This window comes from Gynurincola endophyticus (genome assembly GCF_003991195.1).
Lineage (GTDB): Bacteria > Bacteroidota > Bacteroidia > Chitinophagales > Chitinophagaceae > Gynurincola > Gynurincola endophyticus.
Window position 1 is genome coordinate 490,677 of record NZ_RCWL01000001.1, and the last position, 23,713, is coordinate 514,389.

Sequence of the window (23,713 nt, forward strand, 5' to 3'; positions counted from 1 at the left end):
TCCGTAAAGTTCAAATAACTTAATTCTTACTGTTAATCGAATACGTTAATTTCGGGTCTTAAATTTCAATCTCGAATGAAGCTTTTATTTACGTATTTGAAACCATATAAATGGTTGATCGTCATAGTGTTGTTATTGTCTTCGATGAGCATCATCTTTTCATTGATTGATCCGATCATTTTTGGTAAAATAGTGAATCTGGCAGCTGATTACCGTTCTGGTTCAGGCAACTTCACAGAACATGATTTTCTGTACTCAATGGATAAGGAACATCCCGGAGTGATGTATTATATTCTGGTGGTAATTGCTGTTGCCATGGGAGCTCGTCTTGCCAAGAATTTTCAAGATTATGTAATGAGTATCATCACTCAGAAATATGGAGCTAAAATCTTCACAGACGGATTAAAACATGCGATGAGTTTGCCCTATCAGGAATTTGAGGATCAACGGAGCGGCGAAACGCTCAGCGTATTAAAAAATGTTCGTGAAGATACCGTAAAGTTTATCAGCAACTTTGTCAACATCCTTTTTCCCGTCTTTGTAGGTATTATTATGGTAGCCGTTTTTGCTTATCAGCGTCATTGGTCGCTACCGATTATTTATTTTGGCGGTATTGCAGTTTTGTTGGTGGTATCAGGCATATTGAGTAAAAAAATCAAAACTATTCAGAAGAATATTGTTACCGAATCAAATATTCTGGCAGGAGCTACCACAGAATCTTTACGGAATATTGAACTGGTAAAAAGTTTAGGTCTCACCAGTCAGGAAGTTGATCGTTTAAATAGCAATACTTACAAGATATTAGGACTCGAACTGAAAAAGGTAAAGAATATCCGCTCTATTAGTTTTTTGCAGGGAACTTTTGTGAATGCTTTACGACAAGGAATTTTATTTCTGCTGCTCTGGTTGGTATATCGCGAACAACTGGATGCCGGTGAGTTGGTAACGATGCAGGTGTTTTCATTTTTTTTGTTTGGTCCTTTACAGGATATCGGGAATATTATATTATCGTATCGTGAATCGCAGGCTGCTCTTCAGAATTTTAAAGATCTGATGGCTAAAAAACCAGAGGCAAATCCCATTACTCCTTTACATATAGAGCACCTGGATACGCTACGTTTTGAGAAAGTGAGCTTTCAGCATCGCTCGGCAAAACAGAAAGCGGTCGATAATATTGATTTCACCTTAAAGCGTGGAGAAACAATTGCATTTGTAGGACCATCTGGTGCAGGTAAGTCAACCATGATGAAATTGTTGATTGGTTTATATCCGCCATTAGAAGGCGAAATCTATTATAATGAGATTCCGTTTCATAAGATTACCCTTGACTCTATTAGAAACCAGATTGGTTTTGTATCTCAAGACACCCAATTGTTTTCAGGAACCATTCGTGAAAATCTTTTGTTTGTAAAACCGTCAGCTACAGACGAAGAGTTGATGAGGGTTTTAGAAAAAGCCGCCTGTCAGTCTATTTTAAACAAAGCTTCTGACGGTCTGGAATCAAAAATCGGTGAAGGCGGATTAAAGCTTTCGGGCGGCGAAAAGCAACGTTTATCCATTGCCCGTGCCTTGTTGAGGAATCCTTCTATTTTGCTCTTTGATGAAGCTACTTCAGCGTTAGATTCCATTACAGAACTTGATATTACCACAACGATTAAAGATATTGTGAAAGAGCGCACCCGTATCACCGTAATTATAGCCCACAGACTGTCAACGATTATGCATGTAGATCGTATTTATGTACTGGAACAGGGAAAAATCATAGAAACGGGCAATCATGAGGAATTACTGGAAGAAAAAGGGCTTTATTACGCTATGTGGCGTCAACAAATAGGAGAGAGAAGCAAAAACCTGATTTAAATCATACGTTTTATACTTCAAAAATTAAGTAATTTTGCTTATATAAATTGATAGTTATGGCTACAAGTAATTCAAAACCAAGTATTTTGACAAGTGTGTTTGGGATGAAATGTCCGAAATGCAGAAAAGGAAAGATGTTTAGAAGTAGCAATCCCTGGAACCTGAAGAAGGTCTTTGATATGAATGACCACTGTCCTAACTGTGGTCAGCCATTTGAATTAGAGGTAGGTTTTTATTACGGAACAGGTTATGTGAGTTATGCTTTATGCGTTGCTTTTTCTATTGCCACTGCAGTAGCCTGGTTTGCATTGGTTGGGTTCACCGCTTATAGTATGAGTTTTTTACATTGGTTGATTATTAACGTACTGTTATTAGTAGTACTGCAACCATGGTTTATGAGACTCAGCAGAAGCATTTATATACACTTTTTTGTATCGTATGATCCGGGAGCGATCGAACGTCATCAACATGAAGTAAGCGGTACTGCTAAATAAACTACTTTAAAAGTTTTCTAAAAATATTTTCCTCTTCTAAGTTTTCAATATCACTCAGTACTAAATCAAGCGCTTTGGTGCTGAGTGCTATTTCAATGAAACTCAATACCAGGCTGATAGTAAAGGCTAGTATACTTAATGCAAATATCCAATAACTTGCCACTGCCCATCCTCTGAAGATGCAGTACATACATATCACGCAAAAAATAAAACTGATTACCCCGAAGGCCTGCATTGATTTAATCAACTTAATTCTTGTTCGAAGGTTTTTTATCTGATCAACTAAGTTTTGTTCAGGCCCGGCGCTGTATTTGTCTTTTAATCCTCTGATAAGAGAGGCTAATGCTAAAAAACGATTCGTATATGCCAGCATTAGTAGTGATATAGCAGGAAAAAGAAGAGCAGGGGTAGAGATGGATAATTCCATTTTTTTATTCAAATATAAGAATAATTGAAAATTGAGAATGGAGAATTGAAAGCGGTTGGATTGTTGAGTAAGACTTAGATTTTCCTGTATTTCTGGTATTGAACCATTAAGGAAATAAGGAATTAAGCTAACGTTTTCCATTTTTCAATTCTCCATTTCCCATTAAAACTGTAGCGGAACGTTTACTTTAACATTGAAATTTCTTCCCATATTGAATACCCCCATTCTTCCGGTGGTATTATTAACGTCAGTGTATTTTAATCTGCTTAAATGTGATTGATAGGCAACATCTGTCAGGTTATTACCTGCTAAATAGATAGAGAATCTTGTTTTTCCTTTCCAGGTTACATCGGTTCCTATTCCAATGTTGAATAAACTATAGGCCGGCGTAACTGTTTCCGTATTATAGCCGGTAAAAGCATGATTTTGCTTAAACGTATTGTCTAGTTGTACTTTCACATACAGATTGGAAATATTTTTTGATTTTTCAATGAGTGTAGCGCGCACTTCATTGATCAGGCGTGGCCCAGGAATGAATGGAAGGTTACGGCTGCCATCGCGACGCTCTGTCAACATTCCCCTTACATAAGAGAATGTATTTTCAATATGTAACCAGTGAAGCGGATGCGGGTGAATATCAAATTTGATTTCTCCTCCCACCAGAAAGGCGTTTGCCTGATCAAATTCAAACGCATATAAATCACCATGAGCATGGCCATGTGAATGGCCGTCGTGGTCTTCGTGGTCATTATCGGCTACAATAACAGAATCACCTCCATTAACAGATTGCAGGCGCTGGTAATAAATATAATTTTTTACATAATTGTAGAAAAGGCTTGCTTCTATAGAAATGTGGTCGTTGTCAAAACCAACACCTCCATCAATCTGAAAGCTGCTTTCTGATTTCAGCTGCGCATTGCCATATTCGAAACGATTGGTTCCATGGTGAGCTCCGTTACTGGCCAGTTCTGCTAAACTGGGTGCTCTGAAGCCTTTAGCTACATTTAATTTAAGATTCCATTTCGGATGAAACGCATAAGAAAAACCGACGCTTCCCGATATATTATTGAAATCTCTTTTAAATGCTTCAAACTGTAAATCATGATCATGTTCTTCTTCTTCGTCATGGTGCTCTTCTTCTGAAGCTTTAGCGTTAATTTTTCTGATGTCGTATCTGATACCACCGCTCAGTGTTACTTTATTCATTGTTTTTTGAGTTACAATAAATACACCTGCATCAAATAAATCGTAATCAGGAATCATCATCTCATGTCCGGTATTGGTATTTGACTGCCACATCCCGTTTACACCTACATTGGTTTTCCAATCTTTTAAAGTGTTGATATGGTAAGCGAGATTATAGTTAAAAGTTTGCAGGTCAAATCCCATTTCGGTTTCACTTGGATTCAATACATTTCCTAATTCTTTCCGGTGATTCTTCTGATAGCCGAGGTTGAGCGACAAACGGTTGGCTCCGAGGTGGAAGCTGTTTTCTAACCCTACTTTCAAGTGTTGAATTCTTTGACGCGGAATAAACGGCTGTGTACTGTTATGATCTTTTTCGGTAGGAAACTCTTCATGTGTATGATCGCCGTGCGGTACATACATAATTAATTTTCCGGTAGCGCTATCACGTTCTCCACTCACCATTCCGATCGTTTGATCGAAGTGAGTGATATTGAGTTGGCTGGATCCCCAGTTTTTATGTAATCCTATATATCCACCAAAGTTTTGCTCATTAAATTTAGAGTTAAAAACCCTGCCATCATATCGGTTACGATAATCAGCCGCCGCTTTTAAAGAAGCATATCCACCCCAAACAAAACCATTGGAATTGCCGCCGATGTTTACGTGTCCGCCTCTTTGAAGATTATTGGTATTAAAACTTCCGAGTACATTACCGCGGATGGTACCCTCCGGTACAGGTGATAAACTGATAATGTTGATTACTCCGGCCAGGGCATCGCTTCCGTACATTAATGAGGCCGGTCCTTTCAGTACTTCAATTTTAGAAACACTGAATTCGTCAATTTCAATACCATGTTCTTCGCCCCATTGCTGGCCTTCCTGACGGATACCATCATTCACTACTACCACTCTGTTAAAACCTAAGCCTCTGATAACAGGTTTGGAAACAGCAGGGCCACTGGATATTTGTTGCAAACCGGGTACTTTACTAATCACATCAATCAGGTTGGTACCTGAGCTTCCTAACAGTTCACGTTTATTAATTAGTTGAACTGCAATGGGGGCTTTTTTAGCACTCATTGCTGAAGAAACACCTGTTACTACTACTTTTTCCTGTTCTACAATAGAGGTTACCAGCGAAAAAGATTTTTCCTGATAAGTAGCAGTATTGATTTTTTCTACTAATGTTTTATAGCCGTAATAACTGATTTCTATAATGTAATCTCCTACCGGTACACCTGAAATGGAAAAGCTGCCGCTTTCATCGGCTACAGCTCCTCTTTTAAAATCTGGAAAATAAACGGTAGCACCACTAAGTGCTTTTAGGGTAGCGGCATCTATTACTTTACCTTTTACGGTTGTTGCATTTTTAGATTGCGCGAAAGCAAAAACAGGTATATAGCACAATGCTATAAACCATATTCTGAAAATATGTTTCATTGAATACTATTGGGTTACAAATTGGGAATACGATAAGTGGTTATGTATGTTTTGTAACCGGCGGACCGCGCAAGCCGTATAGTTGTTCAGGAATAGTGAACCGGGAAGATAAATTTTCTGAATAGTCAGCTGCTAATACAGGTGCCGCCAGGGCTGCACCAATAATCAGTTTGTTATCATATAACTGATCGAACCATGAACAAACACAGTCGCAGGAAGCTGATGGCGGATCATAATGCGGATGAGCATCCGGAATGTGATAATAAGACTTATAATGATGATCGGCGAAAAGTTCATGAAATACGATCTTCGGCACCGAGCTGAAAACAAATACAGCGGTGGCAAAAACAGATAAAAAGGGTTTTATGATCGTGGAACGTATCATGAAATTTGCAACATTGTAACAAATTTACTGAAAAAAGGAATCGGTTTTACTTCCTGATGACAATTATAAATGAAGTACCGTTTTCAGGGGTACTTTGGCAGGTTATGGCGCCCCCCAGTTCGTCTACCAGGCGTTTTACAATAGTCAGGCCGAAACCGTTTCCATCTTCTCCATTCGTTCCCGTGGTAGATTTGTTGGCATGTTTGTCAAATAATAAGGGTAATGCATCTGGTGGAATTCCTACTCCGTGGTCGTGTACGATTATTTCAATCATACCGGCTGTTTCTTCAAATTTCAGCTCGATTTTACCTTTCGGGTATGAAAACTTAATGGCATTTGAAAGCAGGTTTTCAAGAATTCTCGTGATAATCTGTACATCGGAGATCATTTTCAGGTTCTCCGGTACTACCTGAATATTTACTTCCAGCTCTTTTTCGGATAACTTTTGTTTGAACGACTCTACTACCTGGTGTGCCATTGGTAAGAGTGCGATTTCTTCTAAATGGAGGTTATCTGCGCCGGTATTTTTTTCAATATCCAGAATGCGTTGAATCAGTTGTTGGCCGTAACCACAGGATTGCAGTATTTTTTTTATGGCAGTTTGCTGATCGTTTGAAAGGTTGTCGCTTTGAGAGTCTAAAATATGACTCCACATACCAATAGAAATGAACGGAGTTTTCAGGTCGTGCGAAACCATGCCGATCAGGTCATTTTTTTGCCTGTTCAGTATTGCCAGCTGTTCATTTTTTTTAGCCATCAGCTCATTATTTAGCTGTAACTCTTTATTGGCTTTTCTTTTATAAATAAAAGCACTCAATATTACAATGATAATGATTGCTAACCCGATAATGTAGATAATGAACGTACGGTTTTTGAAGCTTTCGGTTTTAATGGTTTCCTGTAACAATTTATTTTCCGCGATCTGTTCATTGATATTATACTTTTCCTGCAACTCAAGAATTGTATTATAGGTTTCTAACCGGATAGAAGCTGTATCGTATTCGTACCATTTTTTCTGGTAGTCGTAGGCTCTTCTATAATCGCCTCTTTTTGCTTCCAGCGATGCTTTCAATGCGTAAATGTCTGCCAGTTTACTTTTCGACTGTAACTGGTTAGCCAGTTGTTCTGCTTTATTAATATGAAAAAGAGAACTGTCGAGCTGATTTAACTCTACAAATACATACCCTAAATTCAGGTGGGCAATCCATTTGGCGGGTAAATAAATATGGGAGGAATCGAGTTGTAATCCGTATCTGAAATGTTCTACTGCCTGGTCATACTTTTTTGTTTTAAAGTATATATTACCCAGGTTATTGTAAGTTGTATTTAAATCGATTAATGAATCGTAAGGTTTTCCGATGCGTAAAGACTCGTTGAGGTAGTACGCCGCACTGTCGAGGTCATCGAGGCGTGAATAAACCGTACCTAAATTAGAAAGGCAACTTACGAGCCCGCTGATACTTTTGGTTTTTTTATGGTACTCGAGTGAAATTAAAAAATTCTCTTTGGCTTTGTCCAGCTGTTTGATCGTTCCATAAGTAATGGCAATATCGGTATAGGCAGCAGAGATATAATGGTAGTTATTAAGTTTCTTGCTGATCGTTAGGGTGATCAGATAATGTTCGAGGGCTTTATCGAATTTTTCCTGCATTTCGAGGGCGATGCCGCTCAGTCTGTGAAAAAACAATTCCCCTCTGGAGAAGTTGATTTTGGCAGATTCAGTTTTAATGAAATTAGCATAATAATATAATGAGTCGACTTTATCTTCTGCAAAATCGAGGCAGCGGTCATAGAGGCGGATAATTTCGGTAGAGTCGGTTCGACCGTTTTCGGCAGAACTACCCAGATAGCCCGAGCAGCATATTAATATGGTAAGAAAATATTTCAACGAAATGCTTAACTAATCAGGTTGTTTTTGATAGCAAACTTTACCAATCCGACAGTATTACTTACGCCCAGTTTTGCAATGAGATTTTTTCTATGGGTTTCGATCGTACTGACGCTCAGGAAAAGTTTTTCTGCAATCTGAGCATTGGAATATTCCTGACAGATCAGGGTGAGTATTTCTATTTCTCTTTTTGACAAAATATCGTCGATCCGTTTGCCTTCAATAGAAATGGTTCCTCTGAATTCCAGTGATTTATCTAAAATATTAATATCCTCAGTAAAGTAAGTACCGCCATTGTGTACGGTTCGGATAGCTTCAGACAGTTCAGTTACTTTTGTATCTTTTAAGATATACCCCTGAATCTGATATTTGGCGAGCCGGTGAATATAGCGTGTACCTCTCATTACAGAGAGATAAATAATTTTGAGGTTGGGATGTTGGGAACGGATATGTTTGAGCAATTCTTCTTCGTCATTGCCCGGCATATGAACATCTATTAACAGAATATCGATAGTGAAGTCAGACAAAGCAGCCTTTAACTGATCTGCACTGTTTGCTGTGCCTACAACTTCGAAATCAACTTCACGATTCAAAAGGAGAGAGAGTCCTTCTGAATACAATTCGTGGTCATCGGTGATAAATATTCTTATCATAGAAAAAAGGGCAAGAGGTGGTGCAATTCTGCAATTGACTAAGATACGATGTTTTTTGTTAATCAATCATCGGGTGACGCTTAAATGACTGAGATTGATCAAACAAGTAACGAAACGTAGCCAGTTTTCTGGTTTCAAAAGTATCCCCAAAATTTTTGGCGATATTAACCATCTTCGGATTGAAGTCTCCGATCCATTGCATCTCATATTGGGTATAGCTCATTTTGTTTACTTCTTTACCCGCCTCTACGATGATAAAAGAATCGATACCCAATCCCTGGTATTCAGGGGAGATACCGAATACGAGCCCTACCATTTTCGTATTGGCAACTGTGTACTTATAATATAAGAACTTCAGTTTTGATATGAGGTTGAATTTACCTCTTAGTTTTTTAAACCATTGATTTAGATCTGGTAAGTTAATGAAAATTGCTACAGGTTTATCAAAATGGTAAACAAACCATACAATTCTGGGATCAATAACGGGTTTCATCGTTTTAAACATAATGATGGCCTGCTCCACTTTCATCTCTTTTAGTCCGCCATGTTTTGCCCAGGCAGCATTATATACTTCGGCAAAGTCGGCTGCATACTTATCTAGTTTGCTAAGTTCCATATGCTTCAGCTGGTATCCTCCCTGTTCGCTGAGCGCGCGATGGCGTTCGTAGATTTTAGGATTGAACTTTTTTGCCGGGTCAAGTCCGAAACACAATTGATAGAAAAACGGTTTAAAGCCGTAGTTTTCAAAGAGTGTCTGATAATAAGGCGGATTAAAGTTCATATTGTATAACGGTGGCTGGTGGCCGGATATTACTAAGCCCCACCATTTATCGCGTTCTCCGAAGTTGATCGGACCGTCCATGCAAAAACATTCTTTTTGCAATAACCAGTTGCGGGCAACATCGAAGAGCAGGTCGGCGGCATTCTGATCGTTCACGCAATCGAAAAAACCGATTCCACCGGCAATACCGTCATCACCTTTATTTTTATACTTCCTGTTCACAAAAGCTGCAATCCTGCCCAGGAAGTGATTGTTGCTGTCTACTAATATCCAGCGGATACATTCACCATGCCGGAAAGCTTTATTTTGAGCAGGATCGAATACCTTTTCAATATCGGTTTCGAGGGGTTGGATATAATTGGGGTCATCTTGAAGAAGTTTAACCGGACCGGTAACAAATCTTTTCGCGTCAGTAGTGTTTTGAATTTCAATTAGTTGCATCATTTGTAAGACTTACTTTAAGTAAAAACCGCAATTATCTGCTCAAAATTATTCTAAGAAAATGATTTTTGTTAAATATACTGGTTGGGTTTTGAGAAATCGCAAAAAAAACCTATATTTTTCGAAAGAAGGTGATTTTTTGTGTCATAAAATCGCAAAAAATCTTGAAAAATGCAGAAAAAAGGAAAAAGTATGAAAACTGTGGAGAAATCTGTGTAAAAAACCTGATATGATTTCATAATTCTCAATTCTAACCTTACCTTTGCGCCTTGAAATCAACTCCTAAAGCTAAGGAGCGTAATTAATAATATATTCTTAACTATATGGCAAACGTTGGTAAGATCAAACAGATCATTGGTGCGGTTGTGGATGTGCAGTTTGAAGGTAAACTCCCTGAAATTTATAATGCCTTGGAAATTAAAAAGGCAAACGGTGAATCATTAGTCCTTGAAACTCAGCAGCACTTAGGAGAAGACAGTGTTCGTTGTATTGCTATGGATGGTACCGAAGGTTTGGTACGTGGAATGCAGGTTACAGACACTGGCGCTGCTATTGCGATGCCAATCGGAGAGGAAATTAAAGGACGTTTATTCAACGTTACCGGAGATCCTATCGACGGATTACCAGCAGTATCTAAAGCCAACGGTCGCCCGATTCACAGCAAACCTCCGGCATTTGAAAACCTGAGTACGGCTTCTGAAGTTTTATTTACAGGTATCAAAGTGATCGACCTGATCGAGCCTTACGCAAAAGGAGGTAAAATCGGTTTGTTCGGTGGTGCGGGTGTTGGTAAAACCGTATTGATTCAAGAGTTAATTAATAATATCGCAAAAGCTTACTCAGGATTATCAGTATTCGCCGGTGTAGGTGAACGTACGCGTGAGGGAAATGACCTGATGCGTGAAATGATTGAAGCCGGTATTATGAAGTACGGTGAAGATTTCAAACACAGCATGGAAAACGGTGGATGGGATTTGTCTAAAGTAGATATGAAAGAACTGGCTGATTCAAAAGCTACTTTCGTATTCGGTCAGATGAACGAGCCGCCAGGTGCACGTGCACGTGTAGCATTATCAGGTTTAACTATTGCAGAATACTATCGTGATGGTGATGGTCAGGGTAAAGGACGTGACATCTTATTCTTCGTAGACAATATCTTCCGTTTCACTCAGGCAGGTTCAGAGGTATCAGCGTTATTAGGACGTATGCCATCTGCAGTAGGTTATCAACCAACCCTTGCTACTGAAATGGGATTAATGCAGGAGCGGATCACTTCTACCAAAAATGGTTCAATTACCTCTGTACAGGCGGTATATGTACCTGCGGATGACTTGACTGACCCGGCTCCGGCAACCACTTTCGCCCACCTGGATGCAACTACCGTATTAAGCCGTAAAATTGCCGACTTAGGTATTTATCCTGCGGTTGACCCGCTAGATTCTACTTCACGTATCTTAACGCCTGCAATTGTTGGTGAGGCGCACTATAATACAGCGAACAGAGTAAAATTAATCTTACAACGTTATAAAGAACTTCAGGATATCATCGCCATCTTAGGTTTGGATGAATTATCTGATGAGGATAAATTAACCGTATCACGCGCTCGTAAAGTTCAACGTTTCTTATCTCAACCATTCCACGTGGCAGAACAGTTCACCGGTTTGAAAGGGGTATTGGTACCAATCGAAGAAACTATCCGTGGTTTCAATATGATCATGGACGGTGAAGTGGATGAGTATCCGGAAGCAGCGTTCAACTTAGTAGGTACTATCGACGATGCGATCGAAAAAGGTAAGAAATTATTAGCTCAGGCACAAGGATAATAGATCGGGTTAACCTTGATAGTGTTATTCATCATTATTCTTAAAGCTTAATTTCAAATTTATGACGCTCGAAATATTAACTCCGGAAAGAAAGCTATACAGCAATGAAGTGTATGGTGTACAGTTACCAGGTGTGAATGGTTTATTTGAAATCTTAGACCGTCACGCTGCAATGGTAAGTGCATTAAAACCCGGTCGTTTAAAAGTGTTGAAAGATCGCAGTAATACACAGCATGAGTTCTTTACTATCCAAGGCGGATTTGTTGAAGTTTTGAATAATAAAGTTACTGTGTTGGTAGAAGGTGCCAGCGCTATCTAATGATCACTAGTTTATTACATATATGAAAAGGGATATCAATCTGATATCCCTTTTTTATTGTACCAGTTCTATGAATTGAGTTTCGATTGTGTTAAGACTATGTATTAATAACAGTAAAGAACCGGAGATCTAAAGTATATGCGTTATATTTAAACCTTGCCGTTTTATATATGTTTAGTTTACAAAAAACCGGTATTTTGTTTCAATATCTTTAAATAATATCAATGGGTTTTTTAGATAAAATTTTGAATAGAAAAGATGAACCTGTCAATACATATGAAGAATTCTGGAAATGGTTTTCAAAAGAAGCGAAGAACTTTAATCGTGTTATAAAATCGAAAGAACGTGTGTTGGAAGACTTTATTAATCCCATGAGTGAAAAATTAAATGAACTGGGTAACCAGTATTATATTCTCGTAGGGATGTTAGATGAATATACGGTAGACCTTGTTATTTCTGCAGAAGGATTTGTAAAAGGTGTTGTATTTGTAGAAGAGCTGATCAACAGTGCTCCGGTTATTGACGGATGGCAGTTCACCGCATTAAAACCGGCATTGGATATAAGGGATGTAAATATAAGTATGGATGGTTATGAATTTGTAAGTACTAAAATTAATTTCTATTCAAACGATAATCCTGATTATCCTGATGAAATCGATATTACCGTTACGCATGATGATCTTACGGAGGAAAATAAAAATATTATTGTAAACGGCTTATATCTTTATCTGGATAATTATCTGGGTGAGCTTGATTTTATTAATAAAGTAGATCAGTTAACTGTAAAGACACCTGCGGAAGCAGAACGTGATTTAATACCCATTCACAAACTAAAAGATTTTCTGAACTGGAGAATGAAAGAATTTGTTGAAAAGTATGAAGAAGTAAAATACGATAACGAAGACGAAATGTTTACCTTACTGGAAGCCTCTCTTGAAGATGAATATCCCATCATTGCTATGGTGAATACTGAAGCATTGAAATGGGAAAGTAAAGCTTCGCATCCATGGATAGCAGTGTTAAATGTGAAGTATCCGGGTGTTAATGAAAACGGTTTGCCCGATGAGGAAGTGCTGAATGAACTCAGTAAAATTGAAGACCAGTTATTAGAGTCGTTGAAAAATAATGACGGTTATATTTATATGGGAAGACAAACTGCCAAAAATGAAAGAGATATATTTTTTGCCTGCAGAGAGTTCAGAAAACCTTCAAAAGTTTTTTATAAAGCAGAACAGGAGTATCAGGATGTTTGGGAAATAAATAGCAGGATTTATAAAGATAAATACTGGCAAACTTTTGAGCGGTTTAATATAGCTGAGTAGTTAGTTATTAAATGAGTTGTTATAAAAAAGGCTTCCGGAACAGGAAGCCTTTTTTATAGAAATAAAGTTTTAAATAAGAGCGATAGCTGGCGTCATCTGCTATATTTAATTAAATCAAGGCCTTTAACCACCTTGTAGTTTTTCATAAAAAGTATTATTGTTTGATAAACGCAATTGTTGAACTGTTACCGGTGCTGATATTCACCCGGGCGAAATAAGTACCGGGCGTTAATTCGGCAACATCCACAGATTGTGTTTGATAAAAGTTTGTTTTATCAAAATTAACCTGCTTTACTAAAGATCCGCTGTTAGTGAAAATGCTGATGTTTGATTTACCGGTTAAGTTATTAGACATTTCAACTTGCAGTAAACTGGTTGCCGGATTCGGATAAAGTTTTAATCCTACTACCGAAGTGGGTTCTTCTGCTGTTGCTACAGCCATTGTTCCTGCATTCGCTACTCTTGCAGCAGAACTGTTGACTTTAATAGTAACTGTATCTGACATAGGTACCCAATCATTATTCCAGATCGTTAATCTGAACTGGTAAGTTCCTGCGGAGAGATTCGTTACGCCGGCTACAGCTTGTGTAGCATTGCTTAAAGTAAAGTTAGCGGGTCCGCTGATTTTAGTCCATTGGTATTGTTTGATAGCTCCTCTCGGATCAACTGATTTTGAACCATCAAGCGTTACATTATTGGTGGGTAATGTAATGGTCTGGTCGTTTCCGGCACTCACTACAGGGCTGGTAGGTATTACTACGTCTTGCTCACCTGCATTCTTAACCAGTACTGTCACCGAAGTTGAATAAGGAATCCAGTTGTTATCCCAAATGGTTAATAGAAACTGATAAGTTCCTCTTACCAGATTAGATACTGTAGCTTTTGAAGTAGCTGCGTTAGCTAATGTAAAAGAGGCTGGTCCGCTGATTTTAGTCCATTCCCAGCGTTTAATACTTCCTTTCGGATCTATAGACTTGCTACCGTCTAAAATTACAGAGTTGGTGGGCAGCGTCAATGTTTGATTAGGGCCGGCATTTACAGTTGTTTTTGTAGGTACGGGTTCCGGATTAGTACCGGGAGAGTTATTATTATCGTCGGTGATTTGTTTCACAACGATCGTAACAGTGTCTGAGTAAGGTACCCATGCATTGTCCCAGATGGTTAATCTGAATTGATAAGTTCCTACTGCTAAATTGCTGACAGTTGTTTTAGCCTGTGCAGTATTGGCAATTGTAAATGAAGCGGGTCCGCTGATTTTAGCCCATCTGTATTCTTTAATAACGCCTTTGGCATCGGATGATTTAGAACCATCTAAAGTAGTGGTGCTGGTGTTGATGCTTTGATCGGCACCGGCATCTGCTTTTGTAGATCCTGAATTATTACCGCCTGTATTTGGAAGTACGGTAATTTTTAAAGTATCGCGTTGGGGCGTCCAGCTGTTATCCCAGATCGTCAGTGTGAACTGATAAGTTCCTTCTACGAGATTGCTGATTGTTGTTTTTGCAGTCTCATAGTTGGCAATAGTATGTTGTGCTGGTCCTGAAATTCTTTTCCATTCCCATTTTTTAATATCACCTCTGGTATCAGAAGATCTGGATCCGTCTACCTGAACACTGGTGGTAGGAAGGTTGATAGTTTGGTCGCTACCGGCAATAACAGATACCTGAGGATTGGTAGAACCTCCGGCCGCTGCATTTACAGTAATATTTACTGTTGCCTGCGCACTGGCTCCCTGGTTATCTGTAACGGTTAAACGGAAGCTGTAGCTGCCCTGTGCAAGATTGGTAATTTGTGTATTAGCTGCATTCGGGCTGGCAATAGTAGCAGTACCACCGCTTACTTTTGTCCATTCATATTTAGTAATAGAGCCGTCAGGATCATAAGAACCGCTACCATTTAATGTAGCCGAGCTCGTAGGTAAAGTAATGGTTTGATTAGAACCTGCGCTGGCAATAGGAGATTTATTCGTGGTAGTTCCTTTGGCAACTGTAACGGTTACGTTTTGAGTAACCCAGTCAGCGCGGTCGTCGATCACTTTAATTTCAAAGGTATAGGTTCCTTCTGCAAGATTGCTGATCGTAGCTTTTGCTGATTCGGCATTGGTTAAAGTGGCGGTGTTAGGACCGCTGATTTGTTTCCAGATATATTTAAGAATTTTTCCGTCGCGATCAGTGGAGCCGCTGGCATCGAGTGTTGCACTGTTGCCGGTACTGGCAGAAACATTCGGAGCGCTGATTTGAGGACGAACGTTCACTGCTCTTCCTCTGCTCTGACCGAGCATCCATTCGTAGATACTTGGATTGTTATAAGTATACTCGGGCATATATACTCTGTCCCAGATTCCGTGGCCACCGTTATCCCATATAGTCATATAAGGTTTAACAGCAGGATTCTGATTATTAATAGCGTAGATATGGCCGGTGGTACAACCAACTCCAACCGTACCGTCGTCTTTTGCATGGAAGCCCCAAACTGCTACGTTAGCATTCGTCAGGTTTGCCCAGTTCATGCTTTGACAGGTACCGCAAATAGGAACGATGGCCGCCAGTTTTTTAGCTCTTTCGGCAGTAGATGCTGCATAGTTCCATACACCGCCTCCACCTAAGCTGAGACCTGTAAGATAAACTCTGTTTGCGTCAGCACCCAATACATTCACGGCATAATCAATCATTTCATCAATGACGAAGTTTTGCCAGTTTCCATATTTGCTGTTTAATTGGGGGGTAAGTACAATGAAGGATTCGGTTTTTCCATTCCAGGTGAAAGTCATCTTATCACCATTCTTAATGTCTGAAGCAATTCCGACACCTAAAACTCTGCTTACTTCGCTGGTGCCGTTACCTCTTTCGCCGATGCCGTGGAGGAAGACGATAACAGGATGCTTATTGGATTTTGAATAGCCCGCAGGTAGAAATTGATAAAAGCCGACAGTTTCTCCATTGGACGATGCCTTTAATGATTTGGGCTCATGACTTTGTGCTACTACCATCAGATGACCCAAAACGCACACGAGGACCATTAAAAAGTTTCTCATAGTGAACGAGGATATTTGAATTGTTTTACAAAAAAATTCCACTTCCGCTTACACGGAAAACGCTAATAATGTTATTAAATAATCAATGTGTGGGAGGAAGCGGTTTATATGGGTTTTGAATCCATATTGTTAATACATACGTAATCTTACATGGATTTGGTTCAAAGGATGGTAATGAATAGTGCACATCAACTCACCAAACTTTATACCAAATTTTTACGTTTCAGAAAAATTTTTCCACTTTTTTAACAAGTCATTAAAAACTGTAATTCTTTTGTTAACTGAATTTCTTTTAAAAAAAGCTGGATTCAAAAAAACGATTAACCATGTAATACAAGAGGGCAGCAATTGTTAAAATATTTGACTTTGATCAAAGATATTCTAAAGTATTTTTTGAAGAATCTTTATTAATGGCCGTAAAAGATAAAGCCCCACCACAAGGGTGAGGCTGTCTTTTATAGCGGTTAACTAATTGTTACATTTTTATGAAACGTGTTGCTGATCTGTGTTTGAGCGGAAGTACGATCTCTACTGTATAGATTCCGTTAATAAACTGATCAACAGGAATCTCCCAGAAGGATTCGTAGGTAGTAATATTAATAAATCGTTTATAAACGATTTTACCATCGTTGGCATACACATTCAATATGGCTTCTCCAAGTTCTTTATATTTAAAAGAAACTTTTAAAATGCCGGTGGTTATCGGATTCGGATATACTTTGAGATGTCCTTTCGTATTTGGATCAGGTAACACATGAATGTTCACCGTATCATAAGCTACACCACCTCTGTTGTCGGTTACTTTTAATCTGAATTGGTAGTCGCCCAGTTTTAAACCGTTAATCCAGGTAATCACCTGTGTGGGTGAAAGAATAAGTGCGGGCGCTCCACTGATCAGAGACCATTCGTACGAAACAATCGTTCCGTCTTCATCGGTAGAAGCAGCGGCATCCAGTATTAATGCATTGGCAGGTTCAAACAGTACGGTGTCTTTATTGGTTCTGGCTACCGGTAATACGTTTGCTTTCTCCAATACGGTTACTGATATATCGCCTGTTGAACTTAATCCCTTGCTGTCACTTACTTTTAATCTGAATACGAAAATACCTGCCTGATTTAAGTCTGATGCATACGCATAAGCCGTATTATTATTTTGGAGGGTAGCAGTCATCGGACCACTTACCTGTGTCCATGTATATATTAAGTCATCTCCTTCCGGATCATATGAATTTGAGCCGTCTAGCTGAACGGTATTAACGGGTAATTGTATAGTTCTGTTGGGGCCTGCATTTGCAATCGGAGGTTTATTGGGATCCGGTTGTACAACAATGGTTACCGAAGCACTGTCTTTACCGCCAAGGTTATCGGTGACTACTAATTTAAATTCGTAGGTACCTACTATCAGGTTTCTGACATTTGCCCGCGCTATGGTAGAATCATCAAAACGGTAACCTGCCGGACCCGAAATTTTGCTCCATAAATAACCAACAATTTGTCCATCAGGATCGGATGAAGTTGATCCATTTAACACGACTGTATTTGTTGGCAGGTAAATCGTTCTGTTAGCACCGGCATTTGCAATCGGCAATACGTTCGGTGCCGGTAATACTCTGATGGTGATCTGTTGAAAATGAATGGCATTTTCATTATCAGTTACCGTTAACCTGAATACATAAGTACCCTCTATCAGATTATTCAGTTCTGTAATAGCAGCGCGATTGTTCTGTAAAGTGAACTGTGTGGGTCCGCTGATTCTTCTCCATTCATATTGAACAATTTGTCCATCGGGGTCGCGCGAAGCCGACCCGTCAAGTATAATACTATTCGTAGGAAGTGTGATGATTTGATTGCCCCCTGCATTTGCCACCGGTAATTGATTGCTAGGTGCAGGTTTGGGTTGTACCGTAACAGTGATTCGCGCGCGCGCCGAGGCATTTCTATCATCAGTTACCACCAGTTCGAATACATATATACCTTCAGTAAAGTTGGTAACTGTTACAGATTTATCAACTACGGCCGATAATGTAGGTTGATTCGGTCCGCTGATGGTGAACCATTCAACTTTAGCAATCGTGTTTTCTCCGTCCGGATCGTAAGAGCCTGAGCCATCCAATTCAAATGAGGAAGACTCCATATTGAGTGTAAAATCATTTTCTGTAATTGCTACAGGTACCTGATTCGGTAATGGGTTTACTCTTATACGCATCGTATCGCTGCTGGAGAGCCCGTCTACATCAGTAACAGTTAATCTTACGTAATAGATTCCTTCTTCTAACTTTGAAAGGGTAGAGGATGCTTGTGTTGCATTTGAAATCTGATAATTACCGGTAGGAGGAATTACCTGCCACAGGTATTTCAGCTCTTCAACTTCACCGTCCGGATCATAAGATGCGGTACCGTTTAAGCCGATTGAATTGACCGGTAATGTGATCGTAACATTAGTACCGGCATTGGCTACCGGTGCCTGTAATATTCTTGGTAACACAATGACGTGTACTGTATCGGTTGCTGTTGCATTTGCAGTATCTTTTACCGTTAACGCAAATACATAATTACCCTCTCTCAGGTTGGTAACTGTCGTTTGTACGTTGTTCGGTTGTTGTATGGTATATTGACCAGGACCTGAGTAAAAACTCCAATGATAACTTTCTATAGTATGATTACCGTCGGGGTCGCGCGACTGACTGCCGTTCAGCGTTACATAGTTAACGGGCAGTTGTATGGTTTGTCGGTTACCGGCGATTGCCACAGGAGGTTTATTAGCTTCTGCATATACATATATCAACACGGTATCTTTATCAGACGCTCCGGCTTCGTCTGTAACTAAAAGTTCAAACGAATGGATGCCTCTGATCAAACCGTTGATAACGGTTGATACCTGTGATGGAGTAGTTATCTGAACGCTTGTTGCCTCGCCGAGATATTTCCAGTGATAAGTTAACTCGTCACCGGTGTTGCCATCCGTACTGGCGGCGCCACTTAATACGGCGGTATTCGTTGGTAGTTGAATATGAACATCAGCCCCTGCATTTGCTACGGGTGCAATATTCGGTTCAGGACGTACCTGTATAATAACAGTATCTTTATCTGAGAGCCCGTCGCGGTCGGTAACCGTTAACTCAAACTCATACGTTCCCTGTTCTAAATTATTGACTACTGTTAAAGCCTGATGAGCTGTTTCGATTGTTGCCTGAAGTGCCGTTAAGTTCTTCCAGCTGTAAGAAACAATGTCCTGGTTTCCATTCGGGTCGAAGGAGGATGTTCCGTTTAGCGAAACGGTATTATTAGGTAAAGTTATTTCCTGATCTGTTCCTGCGTTAGCTACCGGCGGTGCATTTGGTTCGGGTAGTATGGTTATTTGAATGGTATCGTTGGTGGATTCCCATTCGTCGCCCCATACCCGTACCATGAATTGGTAAACACCTTCCTGCAGTTGTGACAGTTCTGTAACTGCTCTGTCGGCAAACTGAAGGTTGTAAGCGTCTGGTCCGCTGATTTTAGTCCATAAATATGCCTGCACTCTTCCAAAAGGGTCATAAGAGGCAGAGGCATCTAAAGTGAGTGAATGGTTGGGTAGTGTAATAGTGGTATCGTTTCCGGCGATTGCCACTGGTAAATAGTTATCAGTTGGGTTATGGAGCGGATAAACTGTGATATGTAAAGTATCAGAATCCTCTGCACCATGTGAATCTTTTACTGTTAACAACAGTACGAAAGTACCGGTATTGTAGGGTCTGAATTGTGCAGTGGCTGTTTCCGCATCGTTTAATTGAAACTGCGAAGGGCCGTTAATGTGTTTCCAACTATAGGTCAGGTCATCTCCATCCGGATCGATAGAATTTTCCGCATTCAGTGTTATCCACCCGATATTTTCAGGAACAATCTGATTGTTACCTGCATTGGCAACCGGTGGTCTGTTTTCTGTTGGAGGAGCAGCTGCTACATGGATCGTTAAAAGTTTTTCAGCCCGTCCGTTTTTATCATCTACTGCTATTACTTTAAATATATAGGTACCTACTGATAAGTTACTGATTTGTACTTTATCAGGAGTAATGTTCTGTAATTGGAAATCATTTTTACCTTCCTCGAGTACATACAAAAACGAATTGATTGTACCGTCAGGGTCATAGGATGCTGAAGCGTCTGCTGTAATGGAGGAGACGGGTAGTTGAATGGTAAATATATCCTGCAAAAGCACGATCACAGGTAACTGATTTACAGGAGCTGCTTTAACTTCAACCTGTACATCACTACTGTTTTGTGCACCGGCATTGTCTGTTACGGTCAAAGTGAATGTATAGTTACCGGGTTGCAGATTGGTTACGCCGGTAATGGCTTGCTGTGGTGTTTCTATAACTGCCGTTGTGTTGCCTGCTGTTTGTGACCATCTGTAACTCGTAATATTACCGTCTGAGTCGTAAGAGTCAGAACCGTTTAAAATAACCTGGCTCACCGGAGCCGTGATCTGAATATTATTACCGGCATTGGCTACAGGTGCAACGTTTGGTTGGGCTTTTACTTCAAAACTGACTGCTGTAGAATGTTCGAGGCCTTCCGGATCTTTTACTGTCAGGCGGAAAGTATAATTTCCCTGAACAAGATTGATAATTGTTGTAGTGGCACTTTGTGGTGACTGTATCTGGTATAGATCAGGCCCACTTGTTTTACTCCATTGATAACTGAGGGTTTTGCCTTCGGGATCGGACGATCCGCTACCATCGAGAAATACATTATTGTTGGGAAGTGTGATGTCTGTAACTGTCTTTATATTGGCTATTGGCGCAATATTCGGAAGAGCCAGAAAGGTAATTTGTATGTTGGTACTGTTGGTGCTACCGGCATTGTCTGTAACGGTAACTCTGAAAGTATAAGTACCGGTGCTTACATTTGATAAGGTGGCTTTCGCCTGATTGTTTTGTGTTAATGTGTATTGAGTAGGCCCACTTACATATGTCCATGAATAAGCTACAATATTACCATCCGTATCGTAAGAGCCGCTGGCATCAAGCGTAATAGGAGTGGTGGGGAGTTGTATGGTTTGATTCGGATTGGCTATTACTGCTACCGGAGGAATATTTTGAGGAAGGCTTCCGGTGACTACTACTACATTAACGGTATCAAATGTCCAGTCGGCACGATCGTCAATTACTTTTAATTCGTATGAATAGGTTCCGGCAGTTGTCAGGTTCGTGACGGTCGTAATACCATTCGTACTGGTTGGTTGTTGAATAGTACCGGTGGAAGGTCCGGCTATTTTTCTCCATACATAACGTACGATTTTTCCATCGCTGTCTGTTGATTGTGAAGCATTGAGGGTTGCTGTTGCCTGTGCTGTAGTGATATTGATATCAGCTCCTGCTTTTGCAACCGGGCGTTTGTTGATTGTTTTTTTGCTGGATTGGCCTAGCATCCATTCGTATACATTCGGATTTTGCCAGTTATGGTTGGTAGAGAAAACGCGGTCCCATATTCCATGGCCTCCATCTGGCCAGATGGTCATATAGGGCGGTACTTCAGTTCCACAGCTGTTGATTTTATAAATATGACCGATGGTGCAGGATGCCTGAACAGTACCGTCGTTTTGCGCGTGAAATGCCCAGGTTGGCAGATTGGCTTTGGCGATATTACAAAGATCAACTGATTGACAGGTTCCACAACTAACGACCAGACCTGCCAGTTTTTTTGCATTTTCCGCTTTCAAACCGGCGTAGTACCAGGTTCCGCCGCCTCCTAAACTCAGCCCCGTCAGAAAAATTCTATCGGGATCTATATTGAGATTCTTTTTTGCATATTCCATGATCTCATCTACGTAGTAGTCTTGCCACCAGCCATGCCCGGTATTTAACTGGGGGCTCAGAACGATAAATGATTCAGAAACACCGTTCCAATCAAATTTCATGTTATGGCCGTCTCTGATATTTTTCGGAGTTCCATTGATTGCTACTTTGTAGAGATCAGTAGTTCCGTTACCGATTTCACCAAGGCCGTGAAGGAAGATGATCAGTGGATATTTATAGGTACCGGTAGGTTTGTAATCAGTTGGTTTATATTCTAAAAAACCAATATTACCTTTTGAGGTACTGATAGATTTTTCGACTTGTTGGGCATTGCTGAAGAAAGGCAGCATACATAACAAAACGATACACCCTAACTGGTGAAAGCCGGAGATGTTTTTCATTAGGATATAGGGGTATTAATGGAATAATTAACATCGCTTGCGAACAAGCAATAAATAAACTTAATATGTGAATAACGCACGGGTGGTAGAGTTTGGTACATCTGAGCAGTTGTTTTTATCTTTTGGTTGAAAAGAAATGGCAGGCAATAGCTCTTTTTACGGTTCGGGAGATGATCCGCAAAATAAATACCAAAACATTATTAATACAGCATGAAAGATAGCTGTGGAAAATTAATTTCCGCTTGCGAAAGAAAATACATTGATAATGACTACTTATTGTGCGGGTCTTCTGTAAAAGTTTTTGGAGTGTGAACAAATTCTTTTCTACTTACTTTCATATTAATGACTGCTTTTACTGCACTCCATACCAGTACAGGTACGTAGAATAGCGCTTTAACCGTACTCCAGCGGTAAAATTTATTAGGAATTGCAATCGCAAAAGTTACAGCAAATAATAAGATGAGGCCGTACCAATAAACAGGGGCGGGTGCTATCCAGTGAATTTTAAACAAGTCATTGATAATAGCAAATCCTCCACCGATCATTAAGCCGAGAATAATGAGCAGGCGCGGGGGGATAAGATTGACCCAAAGTTTATTATAATAATCTTTGGTGTGGGGAATAGGTTGTTCTTTAGGATCAAAGAATAGTTTCAGGTGAATAATTTGTGATTCGAACCAGCGGGTTCTTTGTTTTTCGTAAACAGCTTTTTGAGCTACTTTTTCATCATATACGTTTGCGTTATCAATAAATTCAATACAAACGTCACGTTTCATTATTTCGAAATCCACTTCCCGGTCGCAGGCGGGGTTACCCAAAATTCCGGGCTTATTATAAATGGCTTTCAATGTTTTAAATTCGAATGCCATACCTGATCCGATGGTGTTTGAAGCAAAACCTAAGGCTCTTTGTCCTTTTCTGAACAAGTGATTGTTAATACCTTCACTCAGTCCGTCAAGAATAGCAACTGTCGTATTTTGATTTTTAGCAGTTCTGTTTGATTGAGCTGCTTTAAAGCCATTTTGAAACGAATGGTTTATTTTCTCGAGCACACCGGCTTCCATTACATTATCAGCATCAAGAATCAGTGCTATGTCCCAGGCATTTTCATCAATATGATTCAGTAGCTGGTTGAGAGATCTGGCTTTGGAACTGATTTCAAACTTTACAGGTAATACTTCAATTGGTAAAGTGCGAAGTTGTTCAATCGTAGAAGCCTGTAATTGGTCGGCAGCTACAAATACTTTAAAAATGCCGGAGTATTGATGCTCACTGGCCTTTTTAGCGGTAGATAAAATAATTTGATCTTCTTTATAAGTCGGAACAAGTACTGCAATTCTTTTTTTATCGGGATGTACCTGATATTTCGGTGAAGAATAGATTTTTCCCGCAATACTTACGATAAAAAAATAGACAGTGATACTTGCTAACACTACAAAGAGTACCCAGAATATAATATGTAAGATGAGCATTGTTGAAT

At 39.8% G+C, this 23,713-nt stretch carries 14 protein-coding genes; 5 read left to right on the top strand and 9 right to left on the bottom strand.

Translation table 11 applies throughout. From position 1 onward, the window contains the following. The first annotated feature begins 75 nt into the window (after positions 1–75). Both D9O48_RS02145 and D9O48_RS02150 read left to right on the top strand, forming a co-directional pair. On the top strand, positions 76–1,860 hold the full coding sequence (locus D9O48_RS02145; protein ID WP_126970115.1) for an ABC transporter ATP-binding protein: 1,785 nt from the start codon (positions 76–78) through the stop codon (positions 1,858–1,860). 56 nt (positions 1,861–1,916) lie between these two features. Then, positions 1,917–2,354 (top strand): DUF983 domain-containing protein, encoded by a 438-nt coding sequence (locus tag D9O48_RS02150; RefSeq protein WP_126970117.1) that lies wholly within the window; start codon positions 1,917–1,919, stop codon positions 2,352–2,354. Between the two features lies 1 nt (position 2,355). Here the strand turns inward: D9O48_RS02150 and D9O48_RS02155 are convergent, their stop codons facing one another. From D9O48_RS02155 to D9O48_RS02180, 6 genes are all read right to left on the bottom strand, one after another. Beyond that, a complete protein-coding gene (locus tag D9O48_RS02155; protein WP_126970119.1) occupies positions 2,356–2,781 on the bottom strand; it encodes a DUF2721 domain-containing protein in 426 nt (141 codons plus the stop codon). Positions 2,782–2,943: 162 nt separating this feature from the next. Continuing rightward, positions 2,944–5,409 carry a TonB-dependent receptor gene (locus tag D9O48_RS02160; protein ID WP_126970121.1) on the bottom strand — a complete coding sequence of 822 codons (2,466 nt, stop codon included), beginning with the start codon at positions 5,407–5,409 and terminating at the stop codon, positions 2,944–2,946. Between the two features lie 40 nt (positions 5,410–5,449). Further along, entirely contained in the window at positions 5,450–5,794 is a 345-nt protein-coding gene (locus D9O48_RS02165) for a hypothetical protein (RefSeq protein ID WP_126970123.1), read from the bottom strand. 46 nt (positions 5,795–5,840) lie between these two features. Further along, positions 5,841–7,682: a tetratricopeptide repeat-containing sensor histidine kinase gene (locus D9O48_RS02170; RefSeq protein ID WP_126970126.1), complete on the bottom strand. Its 1,842-nt coding sequence runs from the start codon at positions 7,680–7,682 to the stop codon at positions 5,841–5,843. An 8-nt stretch (positions 7,683–7,690) separates the two neighbouring features. Continuing rightward, entirely contained in the window at positions 7,691–8,335 is a 645-nt protein-coding gene (locus D9O48_RS02175; protein ID WP_126970128.1) for a response regulator transcription factor, read from the bottom strand. A 58-nt stretch (positions 8,336–8,393) separates the two neighbouring features. Continuing rightward, entirely contained in the window at positions 8,394–9,560 is a 1,167-nt protein-coding gene (locus D9O48_RS02180) for a hypothetical protein (protein ID WP_233589154.1), read from the bottom strand. A 320-nt stretch (positions 9,561–9,880) separates the two neighbouring features. On the opposite strand from D9O48_RS02180, the gene atpD reads away from it, so the two are divergent. The 3 genes from atpD to D9O48_RS02195 all read left to right on the top strand — a co-directional run bounded on the left by atpD (position 9,881) and on the right by D9O48_RS02195 (position 13,021). After that, a complete protein-coding gene (gene atpD, locus D9O48_RS02185; protein ID WP_126970130.1) occupies positions 9,881–11,380 on the top strand; it encodes a F0F1 ATP synthase subunit beta in 1,500 nt (499 codons plus the stop codon). 61 nt (positions 11,381–11,441) lie between these two features. Then, complete coding sequence (atpC, locus tag D9O48_RS02190; RefSeq protein WP_126970132.1) at positions 11,442–11,699, top strand: ATP synthase F1 subunit epsilon; 258 nt, start codon at positions 11,442–11,444, stop codon at positions 11,697–11,699. A gap of 224 nt (positions 11,700–11,923) precedes the next feature. Then, on the top strand, positions 11,924–13,021 hold the full coding sequence (locus D9O48_RS02195; protein ID WP_126970134.1) for a DUF695 domain-containing protein: 1,098 nt from the start codon (positions 11,924–11,926) through the stop codon (positions 13,019–13,021). A 154-nt stretch (positions 13,022–13,175) separates the two neighbouring features. On the opposite strand, the gene D9O48_RS02200 is transcribed toward D9O48_RS02195, so the two are convergent. The 3 genes from D9O48_RS02200 to D9O48_RS02210 all read right to left on the bottom strand — a co-directional run bounded on the left by D9O48_RS02200 (position 13,176) and on the right by D9O48_RS02210 (position 23,705). Further along, complete coding sequence (locus D9O48_RS02200) at positions 13,176–16,055, bottom strand: PKD domain-containing protein (RefSeq protein WP_126970136.1); 2,880 nt, start codon at positions 16,053–16,055, stop codon at positions 13,176–13,178. A 475-nt stretch (positions 16,056–16,530) separates the two neighbouring features. Beyond that, positions 16,531–22,233 carry a PKD domain-containing protein gene (locus tag D9O48_RS02205; RefSeq protein WP_126970138.1) on the bottom strand — a complete coding sequence of 1,901 codons (5,703 nt, stop codon included), beginning with the start codon at positions 22,231–22,233 and terminating at the stop codon, positions 16,531–16,533. A gap of 269 nt (positions 22,234–22,502) precedes the next feature. Further along, positions 22,503–23,705 carry a glycosyltransferase gene (locus tag D9O48_RS02210; RefSeq protein ID WP_126970140.1) on the bottom strand — a complete coding sequence of 401 codons (1,203 nt, stop codon included), beginning with the start codon at positions 23,703–23,705 and terminating at the stop codon, positions 22,503–22,505. Positions 23,706–23,713: the final 8 nt, after the last annotated feature.